The 26,330-nt window shown below is 55.1% G+C and carries 21 protein-coding genes, 3 pseudogenes and 1 riboswitch; of the genes and pseudogenes, 16 read left to right on the forward strand and 8 right to left on the reverse strand.

All coding sequences use genetic code 11. The features are described 5' to 3' along the window. Positions 1-68 precede the first annotated feature (68 nt). The 3 genes and pseudogenes from guaA (at position 69) to ITX55_RS20090 (ending at position 5,304) form a co-directional block, all read left to right on the forward strand. A pseudogene (guaA, locus tag ITX55_RS20080) lies at positions 69-1,645 on the forward strand (glutamine-hydrolyzing GMP synthase). Between the two features lie 1,101 nt (positions 1,646-2,746). Next, on the forward strand, positions 2,747-3,550 hold the full coding sequence (locus ITX55_RS20085; protein WP_033644341.1) for a helix-turn-helix domain-containing protein: 804 nt from the start codon (positions 2,747-2,749) through the stop codon (positions 3,548-3,550). Positions 3,551-3,678: 128 nt separating this feature from the next. Continuing rightward, on the forward strand, positions 3,679-5,304 hold the full coding sequence (locus tag ITX55_RS20090; protein ID WP_228287469.1) for a cholesterol oxidase substrate-binding domain-containing protein: 1,626 nt from the start codon (positions 3,679-3,681) through the stop codon (positions 5,302-5,304). 77 nt (positions 5,305-5,381) lie between these two features. On the opposite strand, the gene ITX55_RS20095 is transcribed toward ITX55_RS20090, so the two are convergent. After that, on the reverse strand, positions 5,382-5,699 hold the full coding sequence (locus tag ITX55_RS20095) for a hypothetical protein (RefSeq protein WP_079007635.1): 318 nt from the start codon (positions 5,697-5,699) through the stop codon (positions 5,382-5,384). A gap of 320 nt (positions 5,700-6,019) precedes the next feature. Here ITX55_RS20095 and ITX55_RS20100 point away from each other — a divergent pair, with 320 nt between their 5' ends. The 3 genes from ITX55_RS20100 to ITX55_RS20110 all read left to right on the forward strand — a co-directional run bounded on the left by ITX55_RS20100 (position 6,020) and on the right by ITX55_RS20110 (position 9,757). After that, the gene (locus ITX55_RS20100) at positions 6,020-7,297 is read left to right on the forward strand and encodes an HlyD family secretion protein (RefSeq protein WP_033644082.1); all 1,278 of its coding nucleotides are present in this window, start codon (positions 6,020-6,022) and stop codon (positions 7,295-7,297) included. Then, on the forward strand, positions 7,290-9,404 hold the full coding sequence (locus ITX55_RS20105) for a peptidase domain-containing ABC transporter (RefSeq protein WP_260048595.1): 2,115 nt from the start codon (positions 7,290-7,292) through the stop codon (positions 9,402-9,404). The genes ITX55_RS20100 and ITX55_RS20105 overlap by 8 nt, the downstream gene beginning before the upstream one ends. A gap of 158 nt (positions 9,405-9,562) precedes the next feature. Then, positions 9,563-9,757, forward strand: a complete 195-nt coding sequence (locus ITX55_RS20110) for a hypothetical protein (protein WP_139145115.1) — start codon at positions 9,563-9,565, stop codon at positions 9,755-9,757. 97 nt (positions 9,758-9,854) lie between these two features. On the opposite strand, the gene ITX55_RS20115 is transcribed toward ITX55_RS20110, so the two are convergent. Both ITX55_RS20115 and ITX55_RS20120 read right to left on the reverse strand, forming a co-directional pair. Continuing rightward, the gene (locus ITX55_RS20115; protein ID WP_094141517.1) at positions 9,855-11,636 is read right to left on the reverse strand and encodes a hybrid sensor histidine kinase/response regulator; all 1,782 of its coding nucleotides are present in this window, start codon (positions 11,634-11,636) and stop codon (positions 9,855-9,857) included. Further along, positions 11,633-12,265, reverse strand: coding sequence for a response regulator transcription factor (locus tag ITX55_RS20120; protein ID WP_033644079.1), 633 nt, complete (start codon positions 12,263-12,265; stop codon positions 11,633-11,635). The genes ITX55_RS20115 and ITX55_RS20120 overlap by 4 nt, the downstream gene beginning before the upstream one ends. A 175-nt stretch (positions 12,266-12,440) precedes the next feature. Here ITX55_RS20120 and ITX55_RS20125 point away from each other — a divergent pair, with 175 nt between their 5' ends. The 4 genes and pseudogenes from ITX55_RS20125 to ITX55_RS20140 all read left to right on the forward strand — a co-directional run bounded on the left by ITX55_RS20125 (position 12,441) and on the right by ITX55_RS20140 (position 17,428). Beyond that, complete coding sequence (locus ITX55_RS20125; RefSeq protein ID WP_025303891.1) at positions 12,441-12,755, forward strand: hypothetical protein; 315 nt, start codon at positions 12,441-12,443, stop codon at positions 12,753-12,755. Between the two features lie 195 nt (positions 12,756-12,950). Then, on the forward strand, positions 12,951-15,998 hold the full coding sequence (locus ITX55_RS20130; RefSeq protein WP_223085312.1) for an autotransporter domain-containing protein: 3,048 nt from the start codon (positions 12,951-12,953) through the stop codon (positions 15,996-15,998). A 181-nt stretch (positions 15,999-16,179) separates the two neighbouring features. Then, positions 16,180-16,983 (forward strand): annotated as a pseudogene (locus tag ITX55_RS20135) (DUF3289 family protein). After that, a complete protein-coding gene (locus ITX55_RS20140; RefSeq protein WP_033644077.1) occupies positions 16,976-17,428 on the forward strand; it encodes a DUF943 family protein in 453 nt (150 codons plus the stop codon). Before ITX55_RS20135 ends, ITX55_RS20140 begins: the two are co-directional and overlap by 8 nt. A 117-nt stretch (positions 17,429-17,545) precedes the next feature. On the opposite strand, the gene rluF is transcribed toward ITX55_RS20140, so the two are convergent. Beyond that, a complete protein-coding gene (gene rluF, locus ITX55_RS20145; RefSeq protein WP_033651557.1) occupies positions 17,546-18,415 on the reverse strand; it encodes a 23S rRNA pseudouridine(2604) synthase RluF in 870 nt (289 codons plus the stop codon). Between the two features lie 274 nt (positions 18,416-18,689). Between rluF and ITX55_RS20150 the strand changes: the two genes are divergently transcribed. Both ITX55_RS20150 and ITX55_RS20155 read left to right on the forward strand, forming a co-directional pair. Then, positions 18,690-19,223, forward strand: a complete 534-nt coding sequence (locus ITX55_RS20150; RefSeq protein ID WP_108681754.1) for a type IV secretion protein Rhs — start codon at positions 18,690-18,692, stop codon at positions 19,221-19,223. 8 nt (positions 19,224-19,231) lie between these two features. After that, complete coding sequence (locus tag ITX55_RS20155; protein ID WP_223085314.1) at positions 19,232-19,612, forward strand: putative T6SS immunity periplasmic lipoprotein; 381 nt, start codon at positions 19,232-19,234, stop codon at positions 19,610-19,612. A gap of 322 nt (positions 19,613-19,934) precedes the next feature. Here the strand turns inward: ITX55_RS20155 and ITX55_RS20160 are convergent, their stop codons facing one another. Beyond that, positions 19,935-20,384 carry a helix-turn-helix domain-containing protein gene (locus ITX55_RS20160; RefSeq protein ID WP_197850025.1) on the reverse strand — a complete coding sequence of 150 codons (450 nt, stop codon included), beginning with the start codon at positions 20,382-20,384 and terminating at the stop codon, positions 19,935-19,937. A gap of 95 nt (positions 20,385-20,479) precedes the next feature. Here ITX55_RS20160 and ITX55_RS20165 point away from each other — a divergent pair, with 95 nt between their 5' ends. Then, complete coding sequence (locus ITX55_RS20165) at positions 20,480-21,703, forward strand: MFS transporter (RefSeq protein ID WP_223085316.1); 1,224 nt, start codon at positions 20,480-20,482, stop codon at positions 21,701-21,703. On the opposite strand, the gene ITX55_RS20170 is transcribed toward ITX55_RS20165, so the two are convergent. Then, positions 21,700-22,125 (reverse strand): GNAT family N-acetyltransferase, encoded by a 426-nt coding sequence (locus ITX55_RS20170; protein WP_223085320.1) that lies wholly within the window; start codon positions 22,123-22,125, stop codon positions 21,700-21,702. The two genes, ITX55_RS20165 and ITX55_RS20170, sit on opposite strands and share 4 nt — an antisense overlap. A gap of 142 nt (positions 22,126-22,267) precedes the next feature. Then, a riboswitch (TPP riboswitch) is annotated at positions 22,268-22,364 on the forward strand. Between the two features lie 35 nt (positions 22,365-22,399). Here ITX55_RS20170 and thiM point away from each other — a divergent pair. From thiM to ITX55_RS20185, 3 genes and pseudogenes are all read left to right on the forward strand, one after another. Then, positions 22,400-23,191 carry a hydroxyethylthiazole kinase gene (gene thiM, locus ITX55_RS20175; RefSeq protein ID WP_033651555.1) on the forward strand — a complete coding sequence of 264 codons (792 nt, stop codon included), beginning with the start codon at positions 22,400-22,402 and terminating at the stop codon, positions 23,189-23,191. Further along, a pseudogene (gene thiD, locus ITX55_RS20180) lies at positions 23,191-23,990 on the forward strand (bifunctional hydroxymethylpyrimidine kinase/phosphomethylpyrimidine kinase). The gene thiM and the pseudogene thiD overlap by 1 nt, the downstream one beginning before the upstream one ends. 83 nt (positions 23,991-24,073) lie before the next feature. Next, positions 24,074-24,532 carry an inhibitor of vertebrate lysozyme family protein gene (locus ITX55_RS20185; protein WP_033648850.1) on the forward strand — a complete coding sequence of 153 codons (459 nt, stop codon included), beginning with the start codon at positions 24,074-24,076 and terminating at the stop codon, positions 24,530-24,532. Between the two features lie 39 nt (positions 24,533-24,571). Here the strand turns inward: ITX55_RS20185 and gutQ are convergent, their stop codons facing one another. After that, positions 24,572-25,543 carry an arabinose-5-phosphate isomerase GutQ gene (gene gutQ, locus ITX55_RS20190; RefSeq protein ID WP_046897732.1) on the reverse strand — a complete coding sequence of 324 codons (972 nt, stop codon included), beginning with the start codon at positions 25,541-25,543 and terminating at the stop codon, positions 24,572-24,574. Beyond that, entirely contained in the window at positions 25,536-26,309 is a 774-nt protein-coding gene (locus tag ITX55_RS20195; RefSeq protein WP_033644070.1) for a DNA-binding transcriptional repressor, read from the reverse strand. The genes gutQ and ITX55_RS20195 overlap by 8 nt, the downstream gene beginning before the upstream one ends. Positions 26,310-26,330 lie beyond the last annotated feature (21 nt).

The raw sequence follows: 26,330 nt of genomic DNA on the forward strand, positions 1-26,330 counted from the left end.
GGCGCTAAGCCCCATCCCGAAAACATACATTTTCGCTCTTTTTCTCTTGTTGCTGGAATTCGCCTCACATGACACAAAATATCCATAAGCATCGCATCCTCATACTGGACTTCGGTTCGCAATACACCCAACTGGTCGCCCGCCGCGTGCGCGAAATCGGCGTTTACTGCGAACTGTGGGCCTGGGACGTTAGCGAAGAGCAGATCCGCGAATTCAACCCAAGCGGCATCATCCTGTCCGGCGGCCCGGAAAGCACCACCGAAGCCGGCAGCCCGCGCGCCCCTGACTACGTGTTCAACGCCGGCGTGCCGGTACTGGGCGTGTGCTACGGCATGCAGACCATGGCGATGCAGCTGGGTGGCCATGTGCAGGGCTCCAACGAACGCGAGTTCGGCTACGCGCAGGTGGAAATCGTCAACGAGAGCGCGCTGCTGCGCGACATCGAAGACGCCATCAGCCCGGCCGGCAAACCGCTGCTGGACGTGTGGATGAGCCACGGCGACAAAGTGACCGCGATCCCGTCCGACTTCGTGACCGTCGCCAGCACCGATACCTGCCCGTTCGCCATTATGGCCAACGAAGAAAAACGCTTCTACGGCGTGCAGTTCCACCCGGAAGTGACCCACACCCGTCAGGGCCAGCGCATGCTGGAGCGCTTCGTACTGGACATCTGCCAGTGTGAGGCCCTGTGGACGCCGGCGACCATCATCGAAGATGCGGTTGAGCGCATCCGCGAGCAGGTGGGTGAAGACCACGTGATCCTCGGCCTGTCCGGCGGCGTTGACTCCTCCGTGACCGCGATGCTGCTGCACCGCGCCATCGGCAAGCGTCTGACCTGCGTGTTCGTCGACAACGGCCTGCTGCGCTTGAACGAAGCCAAGCAGGTGATGGAAATGTTCGGCGACCACTTCGGCCTGAACATCGTGCACGTCGAGGCGGAAAACCGCTTCCTGACCGCGCTGGCGGGCGTCGACGAGCCGGAAGCCAAGCGTAAAATCATCGGCCGCGTGTTCGTTGAAGTGTTCGACGAAGAAGCCTGCAAGCAAGAGCAGGTGAAATGGCTGGCGCAGGGCACCATCTACCCGGACGTAATTGAATCCGCCGCTTCCGCCACCGGCAAAGCGCACGTGATCAAGTCGCACCACAACGTGGGCGGCCTGCCGAAAGAGATGAAGCTGGGCCTGGTCGAGCCGCTGAAAGAGCTGTTCAAAGACGAAGTGCGCAAAATTGGCCTGGAACTGGGCCTGCCGTACGACATGCTGTACCGTCACCCGTTCCCGGGCCCGGTCTGGGCGTGCGCGTGCTGGGCGAAGTGAAGAAAGAGTACTGCGATCTGCTGCGCCGCGCCGATGCCATCTTCATCGAAGAGCTGCACAAAGCCGACCTGTACAACAAAGTCAGCCAGGCGTTCACCGTGTTCCTGCCGGTGCGCTCGGTCGGCGTGATGGGCGACGGCCGCAAATACGACTGGGTGGTCTCCCTGCGTGCGGTGGAAACCATCGACTTCATGACCGCGCACTGGGCGCATCTGCCGTATGACTTCCTCGGCCGCGTGTCCAACCGCATCATCAACGAAGTGGACGGCATCTCCCGCGTGGTGTACGACATCAGCGGCAAGCCGCCGGCGACGATCGAGTGGGAGTAATCCCGCGTCCGGCGTAGGCTGGCGTCAGTGAACCGCACATGAGAACCAAACCCGCTTAACGGCGGGTTTTTTTATGCCTGATGTTTGGCGCCCTGTGCCGTAGACGGCCTCCGATCCGCAAGAGGGCTGGGTTGAGAGAGGCGCGAATGGAGAGGACAGCCCGCGCGGAGCCGCCTGCGCTTTGCTTACGGCTCATTTTCTGAGGCGCGGCGTTTTCCATCTTGGCTTTGCGCCTATCCGCAGAACGGTATTCTGCAACCACGCGCACTTCGCCGGTGCGATGATGTCGTCGGATAACGGAGCTTTATTCACCGTATCCGCCGGGCCGCGGCATTAAAATGAATTGCCGTATTGAGGCGCGTCGACTCATCGGCATCGGGCGATGGCGTAGCTAATTAACCCTCTGCGAAAATTAAAGGACTCCGTGCGCCATTTTATGGGATTTTTCTGAAAGACTTGGTCTGACGAATAAATATATCAGAAGGATGCAGTGAATTAGTCTATTTCTTATTTTATAAATCTTTCTTTCTGTTTTTATTGGGGAAATCAGCGGTTTCATTGTTTTTAATAACCCTTCTCAAGGACGAGATCTACGTTTTATCGGCATTCATTGCTTGGAGTTGAAATTCTAATTATATGATTTTTCTTATCTTTTAATTATTGTCGTAACATAAAGTGCGAACTGTGTAATTATCTGGCATTTGATATTTTCTAAGCTATCTACATAGGCTACTCTAAATGTAAGGGTATTAAAATGCACCGCCGAGAGGGAGGCAAACGATTTATCAACGGATGCCAGGATATGCTTTCTTTTGACTGCTTAGTTGCACAACGTCAGGATGGATATTGGTCAAGATGAAAGAGACAGGAAAAGCCTTCACCAGGGAAAAGCTTTATAAGAATTATACCAATAACGTCACAAGGAGGATGCCTACCCAAAAAGAAGTATCTCTTTGTCAATCAACTATAAAAGGTTCATTGTTTTTCACATTCTAATCCTAATTGCATGATTGCGGCAGCGCTTTGTTTTTCATTTTAATGGATAAAAGCCCAATGAGCAGGTTGTCTGAGGGTGGGTTTTGTTAGGGCATGGATGTCATTATGAGTTACCAGCATAGTATCGTGGTCGAGCTAGTTAATTTGATCGAGATGAATATACAGCATGATCTCTCGATAGAAAAGTTATCGGATTTGTCTGGTTATTCGAAATGGCACTTGCAAAGAATGTTTCAGCGTTATACGGGAATGAAAATAGCGACGTATATCAGAAATAGGCGTCTGAGCAAGTCTGCCGTCATGCTCAAACAGTCTGATTTAAAAGTATTGGAAGTGGCTACTGCTATCGGCTTTAGCTCCCAGCAGGCTTTTAGCCGCGCCTTTCAACGCTTTTTCGGTGAAAGCCCAAAGGACTTTAGAACGAGCCAGGAATGGGACTTTTCCAAACATCTCCCTCCCTTTTTAATACAAAATCCGTCAGCATATCATTTTATCGAAATGCCCAAGAACATATACCTGCTTAAGGGATATAAGTTTTTTCTCTATCATTCAATGAATGCTTCCAGCTCTGGAGGAGAGGAACGACAGAAATACGGCAGCCGCACAGGGAAAAATACCGATACGTCAATGCGCACGGTAAAGTTGGCTTCATCCGGTTGGGAAGTAACGCTCAGCAAAGGGTACTACGAGACACGCAATCTGACGTTGATAAGAGGGCAGTATTTATTGTTCGAGTTTAACGGCAGGTTGAACGAATATCTGGTTTTTTTTGACAGCATCTATGACGCCTATCTTCCTTTGCTTGGCGTGCGAATAAGAAACGGCTTTTTAATTGAGTTGCATAAAGAAAAGAATTTTCAATACGCGGAAATTAACGTCAAGGTGTTGATTTATATTGGCAAGTCTTGACGCTCTTCGGGCAGTAAAACAGAGGGATTATCCCAAGGAAAAGGAGGTGCTTATCAGGGTGATTAATTAGCGCTCGGGCTGTTGCCGTTTTTATCTCTATCTATTTTAATTTTAAAAGGAAGTCAGTTATGACTGGTTCTAGTTTGAACACGTTCCCTGTGGGCTATGAGTATGTCAATTTTGTTAATTGGTCAAAAGAAATCTCCGGCAATCATATTCTGACCTGCTATCCACAAAATACGGATGAGCTCTTGGCCGTAATTAACTGGGCGCATGAGAATAAATATTGCGTGCGTCCGGTTGGCATCAAGCACAACTGGTCCCCGCTCGTTATTGCAAACGGGGAGGATAATAGCAATGTCGTGCTGATCGACCTCACCAGAAAATTCAAAAACATCTCAATCAATAAAGTGGGAGAGCATGGATACGTCACCGCGCAAACGGGGGTGACAATGCAGGCTTTGCTCACTGAATTAGAAAAAAAGAAACTCGGCTTTTACGCGACGCCGGCGCCTGGCGATCTGACCCTGGGCGGCGTGCTCGCCATCGGCGGCCATGGAACCTGCATCCCGGCAAAAGATGAGCCTCTGGCTGAGTTTGCCAGCTTTGGTTCCGTGAGCAATAGCGTGGTGTCGCTAAAAGCTGTCGTCTGGGATCAGGCGCGGTCGAAGTATGAATTAAAGGAGTTTACGCGTGATAATGCGGAGAGCTCGGCATTCCTGGTGCATGTCGGCCGGGCTTTTATCAGCGAAGTGACGCTGCAGGTGCCGCGCAACCGGCGTTTACGCTGTCAAAGTTATGTTAATGTCACCGCGGCGGATCTTTTTTCCACTGCAAGCACGACAAAAAATACCTTCAGCCATTTCTTGGATCTGTGCGGGCGCGTTGAAGTCATTTGGTTCCCGTTCACGGAAAAACCATGGCTGAAAGTGTGGAAGCAAGAAGACAGCTTCCCAAAAGTGTCAAAACCGGTTAATGGTCCATTTAACTATCCGTTCTCGGATAATTTGCCGGTTAAAATTTCCGATATCATTAAAAAAATCAATAATGGCCACCCGGAGCTGACCCCGACACTCGGCAAGGCGCAGATGGAGTTGGTCAGCATTGGTTTAGGGGCCACCGTGTCGGCGGATCTATGGGGGTGGAGCAAGGATCTGCTGTTGTATGTGAAGCCGACAACGCTGCGCGTGACGGCCAATGGTTACGCGATAATCACGAAGCGGAGCAATATTCAAAACGTATTGCACGATTTCACAAAAAAATATGAAGACATGGTGGCCGATTACCAGCGCAAGAATTCATTTCCGATGAATGGCCCGATTGAAATTCGTGTCACCGGATTGGACAGTGCAAAAGAGAGCGCGGTGGCCAATGCCATTGCTCCCGATCTTTCGGCTATTCGTCCCGTTGAATCCCATCCGGAATGGGATGTCGCGATCTGGTTGGATATTCTGACCATGCCCGATACGCCGGATGCCAATAAATTCTACAGTGAAATGGAAAAATGGATTTTTAGCCACTATGCGGGCGACTATGCGACGGTTCGCGTAGAGTGGAGTAAAGGCTGGGGTTATACGTCACAGGCCGCGTGGCAGGATAAAACCGTACTCGAAGAAAACATTCCGCGCAGCTTTAATGCCGGGGCAGGGAACAATGACAGTTGGAATCATGCCTGCAACGTGCTGAATAAGTACGATCCGCACAACGTGTTCTCCTCTCCATTGACCAAAGCGGTTTTCAAACAGAAGAGTTAGTGAGTGCGTAATTGAAATAACCACCTGATTGGGCAGGTGGTTAGCATCATTAACCTTTCAGAGGGAGCCGCTTGTTTTCAAGCACCCCATTCTTTCTCGTAATGATATTCGATACGGCTTGCATCCCCGCCCAGCAGGGAGCCTACGGCTGCAACGCTTTTAAATGCCGCATAGCCAAGCGAGTCCGCGACATTATGAACGGCGCCCAAGCCAAAACCGATCGCGTTGAACCCTTGGCCTACGGAAGAGATCAATCGGGTATTAAGCGCATCATTGGCCAATTTTACGGTATCAATGATAACATCGCCGGCAAATCCTGATACAAAGCTTGCCGTATCGGAAATAATCCCCGCACCAGAAACGATTTCGATCTCTGCAGTATTTAGCTCTTTCATAGTAAATCCTTTCAACTTTATCCCTATGCCTCAGGAACGAAACGTAAAGCGTTTCGCCGATTAATTCTCGCAGCCTCTGTGAGTGACGGCTTGATGAGAATACGATTAGATTAAAGAGGTCGGCGTTGAAATATGCAACTCATAACGCCGTCGCTAATATTAGGGTCGCACTTTTTGTGACGTTTCAGCAGTTTTGTGTTTTTTTAAGATTATTATTACTTGTGGGTTTTGCCAACAAAGACTAAATCTAAATAAGCGCCGTGTTGGGCCAGGGAAAAGATAAAAATGAACGGTGTCGTTATATATGGAGAGGTCAGAATTTGTTTAGGGAAGAGGCCTTATCGCACAGTCGTTCTAAATGGGCAGGAAAAGCATTGTTAATTGCAGGGTTGCCGGCCTGGGTCATCGCGGGCATTTCACTTTCATTCGTTTCTGTGCTGATCATTTTCGTGACCTATGGCGGTTATACCCGGCGTATCAGCGTGGGCGGAGAGGTCACGACGCTGCCAAGATCGGTCAACATATTTGCTACTCAGCAGGGATTCATTGCACAACGCTTTGTCAATGTGGGCGATCAGGTAAAAAAAGGGCAGCATCTTTATCAGATAGACGTCAGCAGGGTGACGGATTCCGGCACCGTCAGCGCAAGCACGCGGCAGGCGATAGAAAATCAACTGGCGCAGGTCGATAGCATCATCGCCAAATTGGAGGCGAACAAGAAAACGACCCTGGTCAATCTGCAGGCGCAGATTGACCAATATAAACTGGCGCACAGCCAGTCCAAACAGATGGTCGAGAATTCACGCAACGGCGTTAACTTCATGCGCGAAACCATGAAAAATTACGATGAGTATCGCAGTAAGGGGCTCATTAATCGGGATCAGCTGAATAACCAGGTTTACCTCTACTATCAGCAGCAGAGTACGTTCCACAGTCTCTATAACCAAAGCATTCAAGAGTCTTTGCAGATAACTAACCTGAATAGCGATCTCGCGACAAGAGCGTCCGATTTCGATAATCAAATCTCACAATATCAATTTCAGCGCAATGATCTCCTGCGGCAGCTGGCCGAAGCGGACGCCAGCGGCTCGTTGATTGTCAATGCGCCAGCGGACGGGCGCGTTGAATCGCTCAGCGTGACGCCTGGGCAAATGGTCAATACGGGAGACAGCCTGGCGCAATTAATCCCCAGTAATCATGCCATCTATTATTTGGTTTTATGGTTGCCCAACAGCAGCGTGCCTTACGTGAGCCGAGGCGATCACATCAACGTTCGCTATGACGCCTTCCCGTATGAAAAATTTGGTCAGTTTCCCGGCGTGATCGAAAGCATCGCTTATGTTCCCGCATCAATTCAGGAAATGTCCACTTACAGCAGTTCGCCAACTCGACAATCGGCTGAACTGGTTGAGTCGTACTACAAAGTGCTGGTGGCTATCGATAACACGCAGTTTGGCTATCAGGGAAAGAAGCTGAACCTTTCAAGCGGCATGAAGGCGCAAGCCACGCTTTTCCTGGAGAAAAGACCCATCTACCAATGGATGTTCGCGCCATTTTATGACATGAAAAACAGTGTGTCGGGGCCACTTCGTGAATAAAGTTTATGAGAATATCGTTGGCAAGCTGAACCTGTCGCTCAGAAGAAAAGTGCCGCAGGTCTTGCAAACGGAGGCCGCCGAATGCGGGCTGGCCAGTTTAGCGATGGTGTGCGGCTATTACGGCATGCACGTCGATATGCTGTCGATGCGTCAGAAGTTTGATATCTCGGCCCGCGGCGCCACCCTGAGCTCGCTGATCGCGATCGCCGAGAATCTCAATTTGAAAACGCGGGCCTTATCCTTGAGCCTGGATGAGATTCACCAGGTGAAAAGGCCCTGCATATTGCACTGGGATATGAATCACTTTGTGGTCCTGGTCAACATTCGCGGTGGGCGGATAACCCTGCACGATCCGGCATTTGGCCGCCGGGTTATCGGCCTGCAGGAGTTTTCCCTGCATTTTACCGGAATCGCTTTAGAGGTATGGCCAAGCAGTGAATTCACGCCTGTGGTGCAGAAAAATCGCCTGCACTTTAGAAAACTGCTCAGCAATGTCACCGGTCTTAAAAGCGCGCTGGTAAAAATTTTCGCGCTGTCGCTGGTCATTGAGGCCGTCAACCTGCTGATGCCCGTCGGGACTCAGTTGGTGATGGACCACGTCATCCAGGCCGGCGACCATAATTTATTGGTCATTATTTGCGTCGGTTTACTGTTTTTTATCTTGTTCCGCACCTGCGTTTCGATGTTTCGCTCGTGGATCTCCATCGTGATGGGCGCGCTGATCGATATACAGTGGAAATCAGGGCTGTTTGATCATCTGATGAAGCTCCCGCTTGCCTATTTTGAAAAGCGCAAGCTGGGTGATATTCAATCGCGCTTTGGCTCGTTGGACGCCATTCGCACCACGTTTACCACCAGTATCGTTTCCAGCATCATTGATGGCATCATGTCGGTCGGCGTATTTATCATGATGTTCATGTACGGTGGCTGGCTGGTGTGGGTAGCCTCCGGCTTTACGGTCTTATATGTTCTGCTGCGCCTTTCGACCTATCGCTATTATCGGCAAGCGTCCGAGGAGCAATTGGTGAAGTCGGCGAAAGCCAGTTCACATTTTATGGAGACGCTGTACAGCATCGCGACGCTGAAGTCGTTGGGGTTGGCGGGAACGCGTTCGCAGTTCTGGTTAAATTTAAATATCGATACGGCAAACGCCAATATTCGGGTAACGAAGCTCGATATGTTCTTTGGCGGCGTGAATGCGTTTCTTGCGGCCTGCGATCAAATCGTTATCTTGTGGTTGGGCGCGTCTTTAGTGATCGACAGTCAAATGACATTAGGCATGTTTGTCGCCTTTAATGCCTATCGGGGGCAATTCTCCGATCGCGCGTCAAATCTTATCGATATGGTCATTCGGCTGCGAATGCTGAATTTGCATAATGAAAGGCTGGCGGACATCGTGCTTTCTACGACAGAGGAAGAAAAGCCCTATCGCAAGATATGCAATCCCAACGAGGCGGTGACTTTTGAAGTGCGCGATCTGCTTTATCAATATGACAGCCTTTCGCGCCCAGTGATCCCCGGGCTCAGCCTGCAGATCGCGGCGGGAGAAAGCGTGGCGATCGTCGGGCCTTCAGGCGTCGGCAAAACCACGTTGATGAAGCTGATGTGCGGGCTGTTGGAACCGACGGAAGGGCGTTTGTTTATCAACGGCATTAACATTCATGATATCGGCATTAATAATTATCGGGAGTGCATCGCATGTGTATTGCAAGAAGATAAACTGCTTGCCGGTTCAATTGCCGAGAACATATGCAGTTTTGATGCTCATCCCGATACGGAATTTATCGTTGAATGCGCCAAGCATTGCAATATTCACGACGATATTATGAAAATGCCGATGGGATATGAAACGTTGGTGGGCGAATTGGGGGGTAGCCTTTCCGGCGGGCAAAAACAGCGGGTGCTTATCGCCCGCGCGTTATACCGAAGACCCAATATTCTGTTTATGGACGAAGCCACCAGTCATTTGGATCTGGACAATGAAAAAAGGGTGAACGAAGCCATATCCTCGTTGAAAATGACCCGCGTTATCATTGCTCATCGGCCATCGACGATTGCATCGGCAGATCGGGTAATTACTTTGCAGCCTGTAAATGCAATGGCGTAATTGTTTGATGAAATATAAAATTTTATATTTATTTCATCTTTAATTAAGATTTTCGTTATTGAGTTAATTTATCGAGCGCCTTATACCTAAAGCGTGAACCGACGGTTCATAAAAAGCAGTATTTTAAATTGATTCTTTTTAGTGAATGGAGATGAAAAATGAGAGAATTAAATTCAACAGAAGTTCAGCAGGTGAACGGCGCAACGATTGGCCTGGGTCTGGCTATTATCGGCAAAGTGATTAACAGCTGGGGAAACGCGTGGAATAATGCCTGGGGCGATTGCACGCCAAAACCGCCGGTATGTAAACCTGAGCCGCCGGTTTGCAAACCAGAACCGCCTAAATGCGATTAATCGTATTTAGATAACGCCACGTAAAATGCGGCAGGCTTAATGTTTTATTCATTGAGCCTGCCTTATTGCTGGCGGATAACCTGCGCCATCTGTGTAGTTAACTTGCCCCCCACTGCGTCAACAGCGCATGCAGCCTGGCCGGTTCCAGCGGCTTGCGCAGCACCAGATAGCCTTCCTGCTCGGCCTCTTGCAGAACTTGCGAATTGAACTCGCCGCTGACCATGGCGCCACTCACGTCCGGCAGGCGTTCGAACAACGCTTTGAGGATGTCGAAACCGCTCTCGCCGGAGCGCAGGCGTTGATCGCACAGCACGGCGAACGGCGTAAAGCCGTCGTCGACGATGGCGAAGGCTTCCTCGGCGGAGGCCGCGCAGCGCACGGTGATGCCCCAGGTGCTCATCAGGCTTTCCCAGGCGGAGGTCACCAAAGGATCGTCGTCCACCACCAGGCAGGATCCCCGCAGCGGCGCGTAGCGGGTGGGCGTGGCGGTGTTGTCGTACGTCGCCGCGATCTCCGGCGCTTTGTCTTCGCCGAGGTATTGCGCAAAGCGCATCCAGAAGCGCGAGCCTTTGCCTTCGACGGAGTGCATGCCGTACTTCACCTTCATCAGCTTGGCGCAGCGCGCTACCACTGCCAACCCCAGCCCGTGCCCGGCGCTGTCTATCTTCCACGCCAGCTCGGGGCGGTAGTAAGGGGAGAAGATTTTGCTTTTCTCTTCGTCGGCGATGCCTACGCCGGTATCCCACACTTCCACCAGGCACTCGGCGCCGCGTGGGCGGATGGCGATCAGTACGCCGCCCCGTTGCGTGTAGCGCAGGGCGTTTTGGATCAGATTGATCAGCGATTGCCGCACCAGCAGCGGATCGCCCATCACGCTGATGCGCCGCCTGGGCCGCCAGGTGCGCAGCGCCAGCGAGCGGCTGTTGGCCTCTTCGCGGAACAGGGTGATCACTGAGTCGAGCAGGGCGCCGATATCCACATGGGTGGCGGCGGTGCGCACGTTGCCGGATTCGATCTTGCTGAGATCAAGCAGCGAATTGAACATCAGATGCACCGAGCGCACGCTCTGCTGCAGATCCAGCAGCTGCGGCGTCAGGCTGTCGTCCCGGTTTTTGTGGATGATGGCTTCGATCAGAAAACCCATGGCGTGCACCGGTTGGCGCAGATCGTGGCTGGCGGTGGTCAGGAACTGGTTCTTGTCCAACAGCGCCTGTTCCGCCTCTTCTTTGGCCTGGCGGAACTGTTCCGCCAGGCGCGAACTTTGCTCTTCGAGCAGTGCTTGCTGAATAAAGAACGCATGTGAGGTTAACGCGTGGCGATAAATGGCGAAGCCGTACAGCAAGTTCAGCATCAGCACGATGAACATCACGTCTTCCAGCCGCCAGATGATGCCGATGTTCAGCAGCCCCCAGGAGGCGAAGAAAAAGCGCGTAAAGGTGCTGATGACGGGCGTCAGGTGCGTTGCGTTGGCGGCGACGATCGCGGCGATGCTGATATTGAGCAGCAGGAAAAAATCAAAGTTATGGGTCTGCGGGGTAATTAAATAGAGTGAGGAGATCCCCAGCCCGTGAATAAAGGCCACCTTATTAATGCGCGGCAGCCAGCGGCGCAGCACGGTGTCTTCATCATTTTCTTTGGCCTCGCGCAGGTAGCGCCGATGCCATATTCTGATCGCCACGGCGCATAGCAGGTAAACCATGATCCAGGCAATGGTTGGGCCAAGTTCATCCCCCAGCAAATAAATCCAGATGGCGAAAGGGATGCCGACGAAAGGTACGGCGGTAAAGCTGAACACCAATCGCATGAAGGTGTTGTCCAGCAGGCGGATCTGCGCGCGTGGTGAGATGCCATCATTTTGTAAATTCTGGAAAAACCTCATTGCGACGGCTCCCGTTTGCCGTGCAACAGCGTAATGGCTTCCACTCGGCTGTTGACGCCGATCTTTTTCAAAATATTGCTGATGTGTTCTTTGACGGTGGGTTCGGAAATAGACAGCTGCGCGGCGATCCTTTTATTGGGCAGGCCGCGCATCATCATATTTAATACGTCAATTTGTCGCGGGGTTAAATTAAATTTTTTTAAATGCTCGTGGTTGCTTTTAACGGCGAATTCATTCCCGTCAGGAAACCATTCCTGATTATCGTTCAGCGCAAAGACCGCCTTGGCGAATAATTCAGGAGGTTCGTTTTTTAATACAAATCCATGCCCGCCGGCAGTGTGCACTTTCTGCCAGATATCGTTATTCTCGTCGCCGCTAACCACCAAGATCCGCACCTGAGGATAAAGTTGCTTTACTTCTTTGAGTAATTTCAACGCCGTACCGGAAGAGAGCCAAAAATCGATCACCAGTAAACGCGGCGGGCCGTTTTCCCTAATATGACGGTAGCAATTCTCTTCTGTGGTCACCACATGCGCCTGTTTGAATCGGCAATGCGTGCTGAGAAAATTAGCGATGCCGCTTGCTACCAATGGATGGTCATCAACGACCAACGCATAATCCTGCCCCAAAAGATTCTCCTTTCGCCTTCAAATATCAGATAGGTCTGATGAGTTATTATCAACCCTCCCTACTTTAGGAGGGTTTTTTCGTTTAGGAAAGGGAAATATATTATTCGAGGATTTGGATAAGAGAAAACATAAAGCCAATCGGTAATTTTAACTGATTGGTTATAAAGGATAATTTATGAAGAAACCACTTATCGCTTTAACCGTTACGATGATGATAGCCGGTTGTTCCACCCTGAAAACCGATCAGGCCATTCCGCTGCTGCAGGCGGAAACCGCTAAAATGCTGGGCCTGGGTTCATCGGACGAAATTACCGTGACCAATGTCAATGGCGCGCAGCCGGATGCGCTGGGCGGCCAAAAACTTTCTTATCGCGCCACCACGGAAAAAGGCCGAATTTTCGATTGTTCATCGCTGATGATGCCGGGAATTTTAGGCTCCTCGCCGTCGCTGAGCGCGCCGACCTGTACACCGGTAGTCACCCATAAATAATTCGCTTTGGAGGCGGTATTGCCGCTTCCTGGTTTTCCATCGTCGGAGCGCCAGCGCCGGGGGGCAATAAGCTTTTGCTTCGACGATCAATAAACCTGCGTGCGCGGAATAACGCCTCATACCTCCTCTAGCGCATTGAGTTTTCTTATAACAATACATTCCGCGACATCACGCTAACGAGTACGGAGATAGCCCGTGAATGACACGACATCGCATTCTTTAGCGGTTAAAACACCGCTTTCCAAACTTTACCTCGCTCTATTTTCCGCGCCGCTGTTGATGCTGGCGCCCGCCGATATCGCTCGCGCAGACGATGCCATTTTTGACGGCGACTCAAAAATTACCGAATCATTGGCCTACACCGGGGACGTTTACGTCGGCCGTAACCAAAGCGGCAACCTGCTGATCGAGAATGGCAAGATCAGCGCCTATAACATCAATATCGGCCGGATGTTCAACGGCCAAATTCATGACAGCGTAGTCACGGTCCGCGGGCCGAACGCCGAGCTGAATGCGGTGAACGATCAGTTCGTGCTGCGCGGCGGCCTCAATCTGGGGCGGGGCACTTTGCGGGTTGAAGACGGTGCGCAGGCCAGCGCGAAAGAGATCGTGGTCGGCACCACCCGTGGCTATGACAGCCACCTTATCGCCACCGGCGTCGGTTCTCGCGTTACCAGCAATTTTCTCAGCGTCGGCACCGATCTGGGGGCACGTTCCACGCTGGCGATTGAAGACGGCGCGGTGCTGAACACCGCCTTTGACGCACGCATCGGCAATGGCAGCGGGCCGGGTGAGACCGATACGCTGAGCCCGAAAGCCACGGTCAAGGGGGCCAATTCCCAGTGGAACGTCGGTCGTGCGCTCACGCTCTACGGCGATCTGGACGTGCTGAACGGCGCTGCGGTCAACGTCGGTAATATTCAGGTGGCGGGCGTCTCGGGCGCGCGTAAAACCGCCGAGCTGACGATCGCCGGCAACGGCTCACGGTTTACCAGCGGCAGCAGCGTCAACGTCGGCGATTACGGCAATGGCGTGTTGGCGGTCATGGACGGCGGAACATTCTCCGCCGGCGGCAACGAAGTGGTGCTGGGCAAGACCGGTTCCGGCTCGAACCGCGGCGCGCTGATTATCGGCAGCCGCGGCAATATGGATACCGGCACCGGGTTGACCGAACCGACGCTCGGCGCGGCGGGCGCCGCTGGCGCCATCGATGCCCAGACGGCGATCGCCCTGCGGGGCGGATTGTTCCGCAGCTATGTGTACTTTAACCATACCGACGGCAATTACATTTTCAGCAACAAGATGAGCGGCGAAGGCGAGGTGATCAACAGCGCCGGGCACACGACGCTGAACGGCGATCTCTCTGAGCTGCAGGCGAACGTCACCGCGCGCGGCGGCAAGCTCATCATCGCCAGCGACATCAATACCCAGAAAGAAGACGACATCTTCGAGATCCAAACCCTCGGCGCCGAGAACGGCGGCACGCTGATCCTTAACGCGACGGCGGGTACCGACGTCAATAACGGGCTGGGCTACAGCAGCGCCGCGTCGATCAAGGCCGGCGGCACGCTGGGCGGCAACGGCACGCTGGGCCAGACCGAGATCCAGTCCGGCGGCCATATCTCGCCCGGCGACGGCAATATCGGCACGCTGACGCTGAAACGCTACCTGAACTTTATCGGCGAATCCTTCTATGACGTCGATATCGCCGGCGACGGCCGCAGCGATCAACTGCTGGTGGCGGGCAAAACCACCATCAGCGATCGGGCCAAGGTGCAGGTTACGGCGCTGGATCCGCAAACCAGCTATAAAACCGGCCAAAGCTACCGCATTCTGACCTCGGACGGCGGTATTGACGGCCAGTTCGCGTCGGCGGTCTCCAAGTCCGCCTTCCTCGATGTGGCGTTGAAGCACAGCGCCAACGCCGTGGATCTGACTATCGCGCAGAAAGACACGGGTGGTGAAAACCCAGGCGGCGAGAATCCGGGTGGGGAAAATCCAGGTGGTGAGAATCCGGGCGGAGAAAACCCTGGCGGTGAGAATCCAGGGGGCGAGAATCCGGGCGGAGAAAACCCTGGCGGGGAAAATCCGGGGGGCGAGAATCCAGGCAGCGGCAAGCCGGGCATTTTCCAAACGGTGGCCGAGAGCGGCAACCAGTGGAATACCGCCGGCGCGCTCTCTACGCTGGCGCAGCGCGGTCCTTCACTGGCGCTGTACAACTCGCTGCTGCTGCTGAGCGCGCCGGAAGCGCGCGAGGCGTTCAATCAGCTGTCCGGCGAAGTCTATCCGTCGATGCAGTCTAACCTGATCGCCGGCAGCACCCAGCTGTTCAACGTGCTGAACCAGCGCATGCTGCGCCTGTTCGACAATGACAGTCTGCCGGTACCGCCGTTGGCGATGTCGCTGGTGCAACCGGCGCAGGCGCAAAACAGCGGCGTCTGGGGCCAGACCTTCAGTTCCTGGGGCAGGAACAGCGGCAACGGCAACGTGGGCAAGCTGGATGGCAACACCACCGGCTTCCTGTTGGGGGCGGATCGCAAGCTGGCGGACCATAACGTGCGCATCGGCGGTTACTTCGGTTACAGCCGCGGCGATTATGACGTCGACAGCCGCCGCTCCAAGGCCGATACCGACAACTACCACCTCGGCCTGTATGCGGCCGGGCAACAGGATGCGTTCTCGCTGCGCGGCGCGCTGGGTTACACCTGGCACAAGATTGAAGGCAAGCGCAACGTCGATTTCAGCGGCTTCTCGGATCGGCTGAAGTCGGATTATGACGCGAACTCGCTGCTGGCATTCACCGAAGCGGGTTACCGTTTCGGCCAACCGGAGATGAACGTCGAACCGTTCATCAACCTGAGCTACATCCGCCTGCATACCGACAGCTTCCAGGAGTCGGGTGGCGCGGCGGCGCTGAGCGTGCGCAATGAAACGATGGACACCTTCTACTCCACGCTCGGGGTGCGCGGCGTGACCGAACTGCCGAAGAACGTCAGCCTTTACGGCTCGCTCGGCTGGCAACATGCCTACGGCGATAAGAACACCTCATCGCGCATGGCGTTTGCCGGCAGCGACGCGTTCGTTACTCAGGGCCAGGCCGTGGATGACAACGTGATGGTGGGCGATATCGGCGTGAGCGTGAAGCTGTCGCGCGCTGCGACGTTGGATGTTGGCTATCAGGGGCAATTCGGCGCCGATACCCGCGTCAATTCGGTCAACGCCAACCTGCGCTGGTCGTTCTGATTTTTCCTCTAGACTTCTCTGGTACTTTCAGGCCCGCTTGATGCGGGCCTTTTTTATGGTGGGCATTAAGTTTCCCGTGAGCCTGAGTAAGGGGGCGCTAAGACATTTCCCGATATGAGCAGGGCGGGATTGCCTGTATGATTAATGCTCTTATTGGTATGGGCAAGGGACTGATTTTCCAATGCGTGAATTGACAAGGCCGTTAACGATTTTCACCAGCAAGAAGCCTTTTAACGACCGTTTTGCGGATGATATGCAATATGGCGATATGGATGAACGTACACTTAAGCAACGGTATCGCTTGGGGCAAGTATCAACGTTTATCGATTGGAGTGCTTATAAATCGCCCTAGGATCATCCGGCAACGCGAAATATTCCGGCAGCAGGAAAAGAAAAGGCGGTTGCCATGCTTTTTGATGAGCTGAGAGCTGCATCGAGATACTTTTCTTTTACTGGCGTTTATCAAGGCTTGATAGTTAAGCTTTTCAATCATATGCAGTGCAATAACGGAACTGACTTTCAAGATGTTCAAATGGATTTAGCCTATAAAAGGCTGATACTGAGCGATAAATCAGAAAATAGTACGCTAATTCGAATTAAAAGTGTTCTCGACACCTTTGACTTTAACTCATATCGGCTGAATAAAGAGGCATTTGCTCTTCAGTTATCACAGAGCCGTTTGCCAAAATATGTTCGCTGGGAAGACTGCATAAATGGAATGGGAGTCAGTGTACATGAGGTCAACAGTACAGAGATCAGTGTTGATTCTTTGGTTTTTCAAGGTAATAGATATACTGCCGTGATTAGCTATAAAGCTCAGGATCATTTTGGATTGGATAAAGAAGATATTAGCAAGTTAACGTTTAATTCTATTGGTTTTTTCAGGATTTGGTTTGTACTTCAAAGGTATAAAGAGTTCGCGTTTAGACCCTTTTTCACCAACTTTGGCGCGAAGATAATAGTGACAGGTGAAAACTATGCTTAACAAGAAAAAGGTTGCGTTCTTTTCTTTGGTTGCCGTAGCGGCTTTTTGGTTGGTTTGGGTGCTTGTCAGGCCGGCTAATGTTGTGCGGGTTGATGGTGCTGCTGTTTATGTTCAATACCTTCCGTTGACCACGGAAGGTAAAATATCTTGGTGGAATGATAATAAAGATAAACTTCAGGAAAAATATCATATTATCAAAGACGAGAGTCACTTTACCGTTGCCGTAATGAATTTTGATGGCTATGTTGCCGCTCCGACGGGTAGCAATGATGGAAGTGTTGATGACTATCATTGTTTTGCCGAGGGCGATGCCAAGAACAAATGTATCTATAAGGATATAGCGATGATTATTAATGGTGATGCTAATAAAAGGATTTTTATCAGTCTGGATGGGAAGACTTTTGCTCAAGAGCCTGACGGTAAGACCACGCTGTTAAAAAAATAGTGACTCTTACTCTTACCCCCTGATTTTTCCTCGTTTTCAATCAGACTCGTCTAGGTGGTGGTCAGGGTTTCGCCCTCGCCAAGCCCGCGCAACGGCGGGCTGAGCAGGGAAGGACGTTTAACGCCCTTTTTTCTTGCGTCCTGGCTGGGTAAAGCGCTTGCGGCCGGCCGGCGCAGCGGTTTTATCGGCGCTTTTCGGTCCGCCGGCGCTCGGTTTTTTCGCCGGGGCAGATTTGGCCGGGGCTTTCTTCGTCGGTTTAGCCTCGGACGAAGAGCCTTCAATCAGCTTGAACAGCTCAATCAGCTCGTCATCGGTCAGATCGCGCCATTCGCCCAGCGGCAAGCCTTTCAGGCTGACGTTCATGATGCGCGTGCGTTCCAGCTTGGTGACCTCATAGCCGAAGTGTTCGCACATGCGGCGGATCTGGCGGTTCAGCCCCTGCACCAGCGTGATGCGGAACACGAACGGCGCTTCTTTCTTCACCTTGCACTTTTTGGTCACCGTGCCAAGCATCGGCACGCCGGCGCCCATGCCGCGAATAAACTCGTCGGTCACTGGCTTGTTGACCGTCACCAGATACTCTTTCTCGTGATTGTTGCCGGCGCGCAGGATCTTGTTGACCAGGTCACCGTGGTTGGTCAGAAAGATCAGCCCCTGCGAATCCTTGTCCAAGCGGCCGATCGGGAAGATGCGCTTGCTGTGGTTGACGAAGTCGGTGATGTTGTCGCGCTCGCCGTCCTCGGTGGTGGTGACGATGCCGACCGGTTTGTTCAGCGCGATCAGCACCAGATCTTCTTCATTGCGCGGCTCGATCAGCTGACCGTTAACCTTCACCACATCGCCGGCAAATACCTGGGCGCCAACGGTGGCGCGTTTACCGTTGATGAAAACGTTGCCCTGTTCGATGTATCGATCGGCGTCGCGGCGTGAGCAGATACCGCTCTCGCTAATGTATTTGTTCAAACGAATGGATGAGTTAGTCAGCATGGGATCTCCGTAAAACGCGGACTATACATTACCCGGATGGCGCTGCGAAGCGAATCATGCAGGAGGCGGCTGGATAAGCGTATCCTGACCACGGTTGCTACAAAGGTATTTGCAATATTTTTTTTCGTTTAATTAATTATAGAGAATCGATGGGGATTTCCCTGAAAGTCATTCAAGTTATAAATGGATTATGCCAAATGCAATTCTTTAAGAGTTCATGTATAGATTCATTTTAAAAAAGTATTAGGATATTGATAAATTCAAGGAGGGATAAATGAACGCATTGGCCGAAGAAGGGACATTACGACGTATGACCATAGGGGAAATAAAATTGGCTCGCCATATATATGGAAGCTCAATTATATATGGTCGTGTATGGATACACTGTGATAGCTATTTCCCGTTTGGCTTACAAAACAGAAGTTATGCCATGGCACCTAATGGTGAGTTATGGTTACGGAGGGAACTCTATAAATACGATTTTTCTGATAATAGGGTTCTGATAGAAGATAAACATCTTTTCATCCATGAATTGGGGCATGTATGGCAACATCAGCATGGACAATGGGTAAGAATGCGTGGGTTGTTTAGTTGGGCGGCTGAGTACAACTATCGTCTTGATAGAAATAAAATTACTGATTACTCGCTGGAGCAACAAGCTTCGATTTTTGCTGATTACTGGCTGCTGTTGGTTTATGGTATTGAAACGTGGCGTTATTATCAACGTCCTGGACGAGTGGGTAGGTACAGGGGAACCGATAGTTTGCGTGACATTCATGCACTTTATCAAAAAATTATTAGGGGATGAGAGGGAGCATGAAAAAATATGTGGTTCTATTCACGGCCTGCTTCTTGGTCGGCTGTCCGGGGCCTGGCGATAAGTTTACTCCGCGTTTCCCCGCCGTCGTCACTGCCAAAGATAACCATGTCTGCATTCTTTCTTCTATGAAGGCGGGGGATAATATCCGCTTCGTTCAGATTTATAGCGAATCAGGCGATAAGCTCATTAAAGATATCGATAATGACGCTTTTTTTATTGAACCGGGGAGGTGCATGCCGGTATTCGACTATGCTTTTCGGCCAGGGAGACGCTATTCCGTCGCCTACGATGTACAGACACCCGAAGGTTCGCATTTGATTACCGCCGCATTCATGGTTGTCTCCGACGAACGGGGCAACCTGAGGGTTAACGATTAACGTATGTTCTTAGGTTCAGTTTGTTGGGCCGCGTTAGGTTGTAGAATGAAAGGCTATGAAAAAATTTGCCCTGTTGCTCGCTAACGTATTGGCTGTTGTTGGGCTGGCTGTGCTGACAATATAGCTTTTTCCTGTACCCAGGCTAAACCAGAATCAAACCGCTTGGCTGATTGACGCCAGTGAGTTTTTTCATTTTAACGATACGGAATGGTTTGGCGCGCTCGTTTTTGGCGCGGTTTATCTGTTGGCTGGATGTCTGGAATGGTTCTTTATCCGCCTAATCTTTCAACGGGTGAGCTGAGGACACCGTCATTAACTCTCATCACCGTTCCCCCACCTTCACCACCCGGGTATTCAGCGGGGTGAGCGTCTGCCCGGCGTTGCCGATCGGCGTCAGGCGCGGCACGGGGCGGCCGCTGTCGCTTTCTACCAGCGTTGAGTGCGCTTCTCCCTCGGCGAACAAATGATCTTCCCCCCACTGGCGCAGGCCAACGATCACTGGAAACAGCGCGCGGCCTTTCTCGGTCAGCACATACTCCTGATAGGCACTGCCGTCCGCGGCGGGCACGATCTCCAGCACGCCGTGCGTCACCAGGGCGCGCAGCCGGGTGGTAAGGATGTTCTTCGCCATCCCCAGCCCTTTTTGAAATTCGCTGAAGCGGGTGACGCCGTCGAAGGCGTCGCGCACGATCAGCAGCGACCACCAGTCGCCAATCACATCCAGCGTGCGCGCCACCGGGCACGGCGCGTCTTCCAGGCTCTTACGTTTCACGACGATTATCTCCTGCTGCACATTCTGGTTGCATTATAAAACCTCTGCGCCTAAAGTTCATTGGGTTTAATAATGAAACCACATTAAGGTGTGCGATGAGCGACAAACTGCTGGAACCTCCCTGTGCGGCATTGGGGTGCCTGCCGGCCGCCCTGGTGCTGCTGTTGGCCGCCGCCAGCGCCTTTAGCGTGGCCAACGTTTACTATGCGCAGCCGCTGTTAGACGCCATCGCCCGCGATTTTTCCATCAGCCTGGCGGCGGTCGGCATGGTGATCGCCGTGACTCAGTTGGGCTGCGCGCTGGCGTTGCTGTTGGTGGTGCCGCTGGGGGATCGGTTAAACCGGCATCGATTGCTGGCGGGGCAACAGCTGGGGCTGATCGCTGCGCTACTGTTGGTGGGCTGGGCGCCCAGCGCGCCCTGGCTGCTGGTGGGGATGATGCTGGTGGGGCTACTGGGCACCGCCATGACGCAGGGCCTGATCGCGTTCGCCGCCGCCCTGGCGCCGCCGCAGGAGCGCGGGCGGGTAGTCGGCGCGGCGCAGGGCGGGGTGGTGCTGGGGTTGCTGCTGGCGCGCACTCTCTCCGGCGCGCTGGCGGACGTTGGCGGCTGGCGCACGGTGTACTTCTTCTCCGCCGGAGTGACGTTGGTATTGCTGCCGATCCTGTCGCGCCTGCTGCCAGCGCCACGCACCGTTCCCAGCACGCTGAATTATCCCGCGCTGCTGGGTTCAATGTTGAGCCTGTTGCTGCATGACCGCACGCTGCAAATTCGCGGCATGCTGGCGCTGCTGATGTCCGGCGCTTTCAGCCTCTTTTGGAGTTCGCTGGTGTTGCCGCTGAGCCGGCCGCCGTTCAACTTCACCCATGCCGCGGTGGGAGCGTTCGGCCTGGTCGGCGCGGTGGGCGCGCTGGCGGCGGTGCGCGCCGGGCATCTGGCGGATCGCGGGTTGGGGCAGGCGGCCAGCGGCGCATGTCTGCTGCTGTTGACGCTGGCCTGGCTGCCGCTCGGTTTGCTCGGCAGCGGCCTGGTTTGGCTGGTGGCGGGCATCGTGCTGCTGGATCTGGCGGGCCAGGCGATCCACGTGCTGAACCAGAGCATGATTTTCAGCGCGCACCCGCAGTCGCACAGCCGGCTGGTGGCCTGCTACATGCTGTTTTACGCCGTCGGCAGCGGGCTGGGCGCCTTTGTAGGCACCCATGTGTACGCCTGGGCGGGCTGGAGCGGCGTCTGCTGGCTGGGGGCGGGCGTCAGCCTGAGCGCATTGCTGTTTTGGCGGCTGACGCTGCGCGGGATGCCGGATGCGGCGGGTAAGGGCTAGCGGGCCGGTGAGTGCATCAGGTAATAATCTTCTTCGCCGTCGTTGCCGGTGGAGATGATGCGCCAGCCGTGCTTGCGGTAGAACGCCAGCGCTTTTTCATTTTTCACCAGGCATTTCAGCGAACCGGTGGCGGTGAAGGTGGCTTGCGCCGCATGCAGCAGCGCACTGCCGACGCCGCGCGGCGGCTGATGGGGAGCGACATACAGGTTATGAATGAAGTTATCTTCGCGGTAGACGGAGACGAATCCCAGCAGCGCGCCGCCGTCTTCCGCCACCCAAATCGCTTCGCCCAGCGTCGCGCCGTCGAAATCTTCCAACTGATAGTTTGAGGTATCGCGCCAGCCGAACGCCGCCTTGCGCGACGCCAGGTACAGCGTGCGCAGGAAGGGGCGATCGGTCTCTTGGTAGGGTCTTATCTGCATGGCATCTCCCGGTGGTTTGTGCTCACTATAGCGCATTGCGCGGCGTATGCCCGCTGGGCCAATTTAATCGCTTGTTTGTCCGCGCCGCCGCTGGCATGATCCCCAGTAGGGATTAACGCAACGTTGATCACAACCTATTGATTTTCATGACTCGGGGTGCCCTTCCGCGTGAAGGCTGAGAAATACCCGTATTACCTGATCTGGATAATGCCAGCGTAGGGAAGTCACGGCCGCTCAACCGGCGCCGCCTTCTTGAACGCCGGTTGGGAGGAATATGATCGCTCGACCTGATGCACTACCCGGCGCCCGCGCCGCGGCCTGTCTGACCCAATTCCAACAGCGGCCTCCGCTGATCCACTGCCTGACCAACGAAGTGGTGCAGTCGCTGACCGCCAACGTGCTATTGGCGCTCGGCGCCTCTCCGGCGATGGTGGTGGAGCCGCAAGAGGCGGCGCAGTTCAGCGCGCTGGCCGACGGCCTGCTGATCAACGTCGGCACCCTCAACGCGCTGCGCGCCGAATCGATGCGGGCGGCGGTGGCCGCCGCCAATCGGGCCGGTAAGCCCTGGACGCTGGATCCGGTGGCGGTCGGCGCGCTCTCCTACCGCACCGCCTTCGCCAAACAGCTGCTGGACGAGAAACCGGCGGCGATACGCGGCAACGCCTCGGAAATCATGGCGCTCAGCGGGTTGCTGGCCAGCGGCCGCGGCGTGGACAGCGGCGACGACTCGCTGGCGGCATTGCCCGCCGCGCGTGAGCTGGCGCAGCGCAGCGGCGCGGTGGTGGCGGTCACCGGCGCGGTGGATTACGTCACCGACGGCCAACGCGATTGGGCGATCGAAGGCGGCTCTCCGCTGATGACGCGGGTGGTGGGCACCGGCTGCGCGCTGTCGGCGGTGGTGGCGGCGTTTTGCGCCCTGCCGGGCGATCGCCTGGACAACGTGGCGACCGCCTGCCGGGTGATGTCCCACTGCGGCGGCCTGGCGGCCAGGCAGGCCGCCGGGCCGGGCAGCTTTACGCCGGCGTTCCTCGATGCGCTGTATCAACTGCGCGGGGAGGATCTGTGATGAAACGCATTAACGCCCTGACCATCGCCGGCACCGATCCCAGCGGCGGCGCCGGCATTCAGGCCGATTTGAAGGCCTTCTCGGCGCTTGGCGCCTACGGCACCTCGTGATCACCGCGCTGGTGGCGCAAAATACCCGCGGCGTGCAGTCGGTGTATTACATCGATCCGGCGTTCGTCGCCGCGCAGCTGGACTCGGTGTTCAGCGACGTGCGCATCGACAGCGTCAAGATCGGCATGCTGGCCAACGCCGACATCGTGCAGGCGGTGGCCGAACGGCTGCGACATTACCGGCCGGAATTCGTGGTGCTGGATACCGTGATGCTGGCGAAAAGCGGCGATCCGCTGTTGGCGCCGGAGGCGGTAGAGTCTATCCGGCGCGAGCTGTTGCCGCTGGTGTCGATCATTACGCCGAACCTGCCGGAAGCGGCGGCGCTGCTGGCGTGCGCGCCGGCGGAAGATGAAGCGCAGATGCGCGAGCAGGGGCGGGCGCTGCTGGCGATGGGCTGCCGGGCGGTGCTGATGAAGGGCGGCCACCTGAGCGAAAGCGAGAGCCCGGACTGGCTGTTTACCGCCGAAGGCAAGCAGCGCTTTACCGCGCCGCGCGTCGCCACCCGCCACACTCACGGCACCGGTTGCACGCTCTCAGCCGCGTTGGCGGCGCTGCGCCCGCGCCATGCCGACTGGGCGGCCACGGTGGCCGCCGCCAAGGACTACCTGCAACACGCGCTGCAACAGGCGGATACGCTGGAAGTGGGGCACGGCATCGGGCCGGTGCATCATTTTCACGCCTGGTGGTGAGTCAACTTTTTGCCGCCACCGTGGTCTGACTAGTTCAGGCCCGGTTTACGGGCGAAACCTGATTTAACCTAGGGAGAAGGACTATGACGGGACACCAGGCGCTGCGTTGCGCCCTCTTCGGCGCACTGCTCAGCTTCAGCGCGGGCAGCTTCGCTCAGCAGATCGTCACCACATCGGATTTGATTCAGCAGCCGGGGTATCAGGCCAGCTGGCAAAACATGGTCAAAGGCCAGGCGCGGATGCCGGGCTGGGCGCGCAAGGGCGTCGGCACCTCTACGCCGGCGCAAAACCTGAGCTGGAAGGGCAAAGAGTATCTGGTCGGCAATCTGTGCAAACCGCACGACTGCGGCAACAACTTTTTGATCGTGGCGTTCAGCGCGGATAAATCCCAGGCCTGGGGCGTGCGAGTCGCGGTGGAAGATCGGCCGGAAGCCGTCGATCATCCCAAGAAATACGCCAAGTACCAGTGGCTCGGCAAGCCGGATGACGACATGAAAGCGCTGCTTAAGCAGCAGTTCGAGAACAATCCCGACTGGAAATGATCTGACCGGGGGCGCTGACGATGCCGCCCCCGGCGTCGATCAGCCGATGCCGGCCTGATGCAGATCGTGCAGGTTGAGCGCCCCCACCAGCACGCCGTCCATGTTGACCACCGGGGCCGCGCTGATGTGCTGTTCGTGCAGCGCTTCCAGCGCTTCGCCGGCGCGCCACTGCTCCGGCAGCCGATAGCCGGGGCGGGTGATTGCCGGGCTGAGCGGATCCTGCAGGCTGTTGCCCTTCACCAGCCAGCGGCGCAGGTCGCCGTCGGTAAACACGCCCACTACCCGCTGCTGCGCGTCGCATACCGCCACCAACCCGAGCCCGGTGCGGCTCAGTTCCAGCATCGCTTCCATCACGTTGGCGCTTTCGCTCACGCGCGGCAGGCGATCGCCGGTGCGCATCAGGTGATGCACGCGGTTCAGCAGGCGCGCCCCCAGGCTGCCGCCCGGGTGCGAGCGGGCGAAGTCTTCCGCATTGAAACCGCGCTGGCGCATCAGCGCCATCGCCAGAGCGTCGCCCATCATCAGGGTGTTGACCGCGCTGGAGGTGGGCGCCAGCCCCATCGGGCAGGCTTCGCGCTCGACGCCGATATCCAGTACGCAGGCCGCGCCCTGCGCCAGGGGCGATTCTTTGCCGCCGGTGATGGCGATCACCGGAATGCCGTTCTCCGCCAGCAGCGGCAGGATCAGATCCAGCTCTTTGGCGCGGCCGGAGTAGGAGATGAACACCACCACGTCGTCGGCGCCGATCATGCCGAGATCGCCGTGCAGCGCCTCCGCCGGATGAACGAAGAACGACGGCGTGCCGGTGCTGGCCAGCGACGCGGCGATTTTTTTGCCGATATGGCCGGACTTGCCGATGCCGGAAATCACCGCTTTGCCGCGGCAGTTCAGCAGCAGCTCGCAGGCGCAGACGAAATTGTCATCCAGGCGCGCCAGCAGGCGCTGCGCTTCGGTCAACTCGATCTCCAGCGTTTCGCGGGCGAAGGCGAGCAGGGCGTTGGCGTTACTCATCGGGGTCTCCTACCAGAATGATATTGATGCCTTTCGCCTGCAGGGCGGCGAGGTAATCGGGGTTGATGTCTCGGTCGGTGATCAGCGTATCGACGGCGCTGAGTTCGCACACCACGTTCGGGCTCTTGCGGCCGAATTTCGAGGAGTCCACCAACAAAATAATGCGGCCGGCGGCTTCGCACATCGCTTTGCTGACGTTGTGCACTTCGTTGAAGGTGGTGACGCCGGCGTTGAGATCGACGCCGTCCGCGCCGATAAACAGCTTGTCGAAGCTGAATTGCTGAAACGCCGATTCGGCCAGGCTGCCGTGGAACGAAGCCGATTTTTTGCGGTAGGTGCCGCCGGGCATCAGGATGGTCTGATCGTTGTCCAGTTCCACCAGCGCGTTGACGATGGTCAGGCTGTTGGTCATCACCGTGATGTTATTGAACTGCGCCAGGTGCGGCACCATCTGCAGCACCGTGCTGCCGGCGTCGAAGATCAGCGAGTCGCCGTCGGCGATCAGCGCCACGGCGGCGCTGGCGATGCGGCGTTTTTTCTCGGTGTTGATATGGGTTTTACGGTCGATTGGCTGATCGCCGTCGTCGCGGCTGAGTACTACGCCGCCGTAGGTGCGGATCACCTCGCCTTCTTCTTCCAGCAGGGTGAGATCTTTGCGGATGGTGGTGCCGGTAGTGGAGAAATGCTCGGCCAGGGCGTCCACTGCCGTTTTGCCATGCTGCTGCAGATATTCAAGGATAGCGGCCTGCCGCTGCTTTGGTTTCATCGCGATTCCCGTTCACAAGAG

This window comes from Serratia sp. EWG9, assembly GCF_019913725.1.
GTDB classification, from domain to species: domain Bacteria; phylum Pseudomonadota; class Gammaproteobacteria; order Enterobacterales; family Enterobacteriaceae; genus Serratia; species Serratia ureilytica.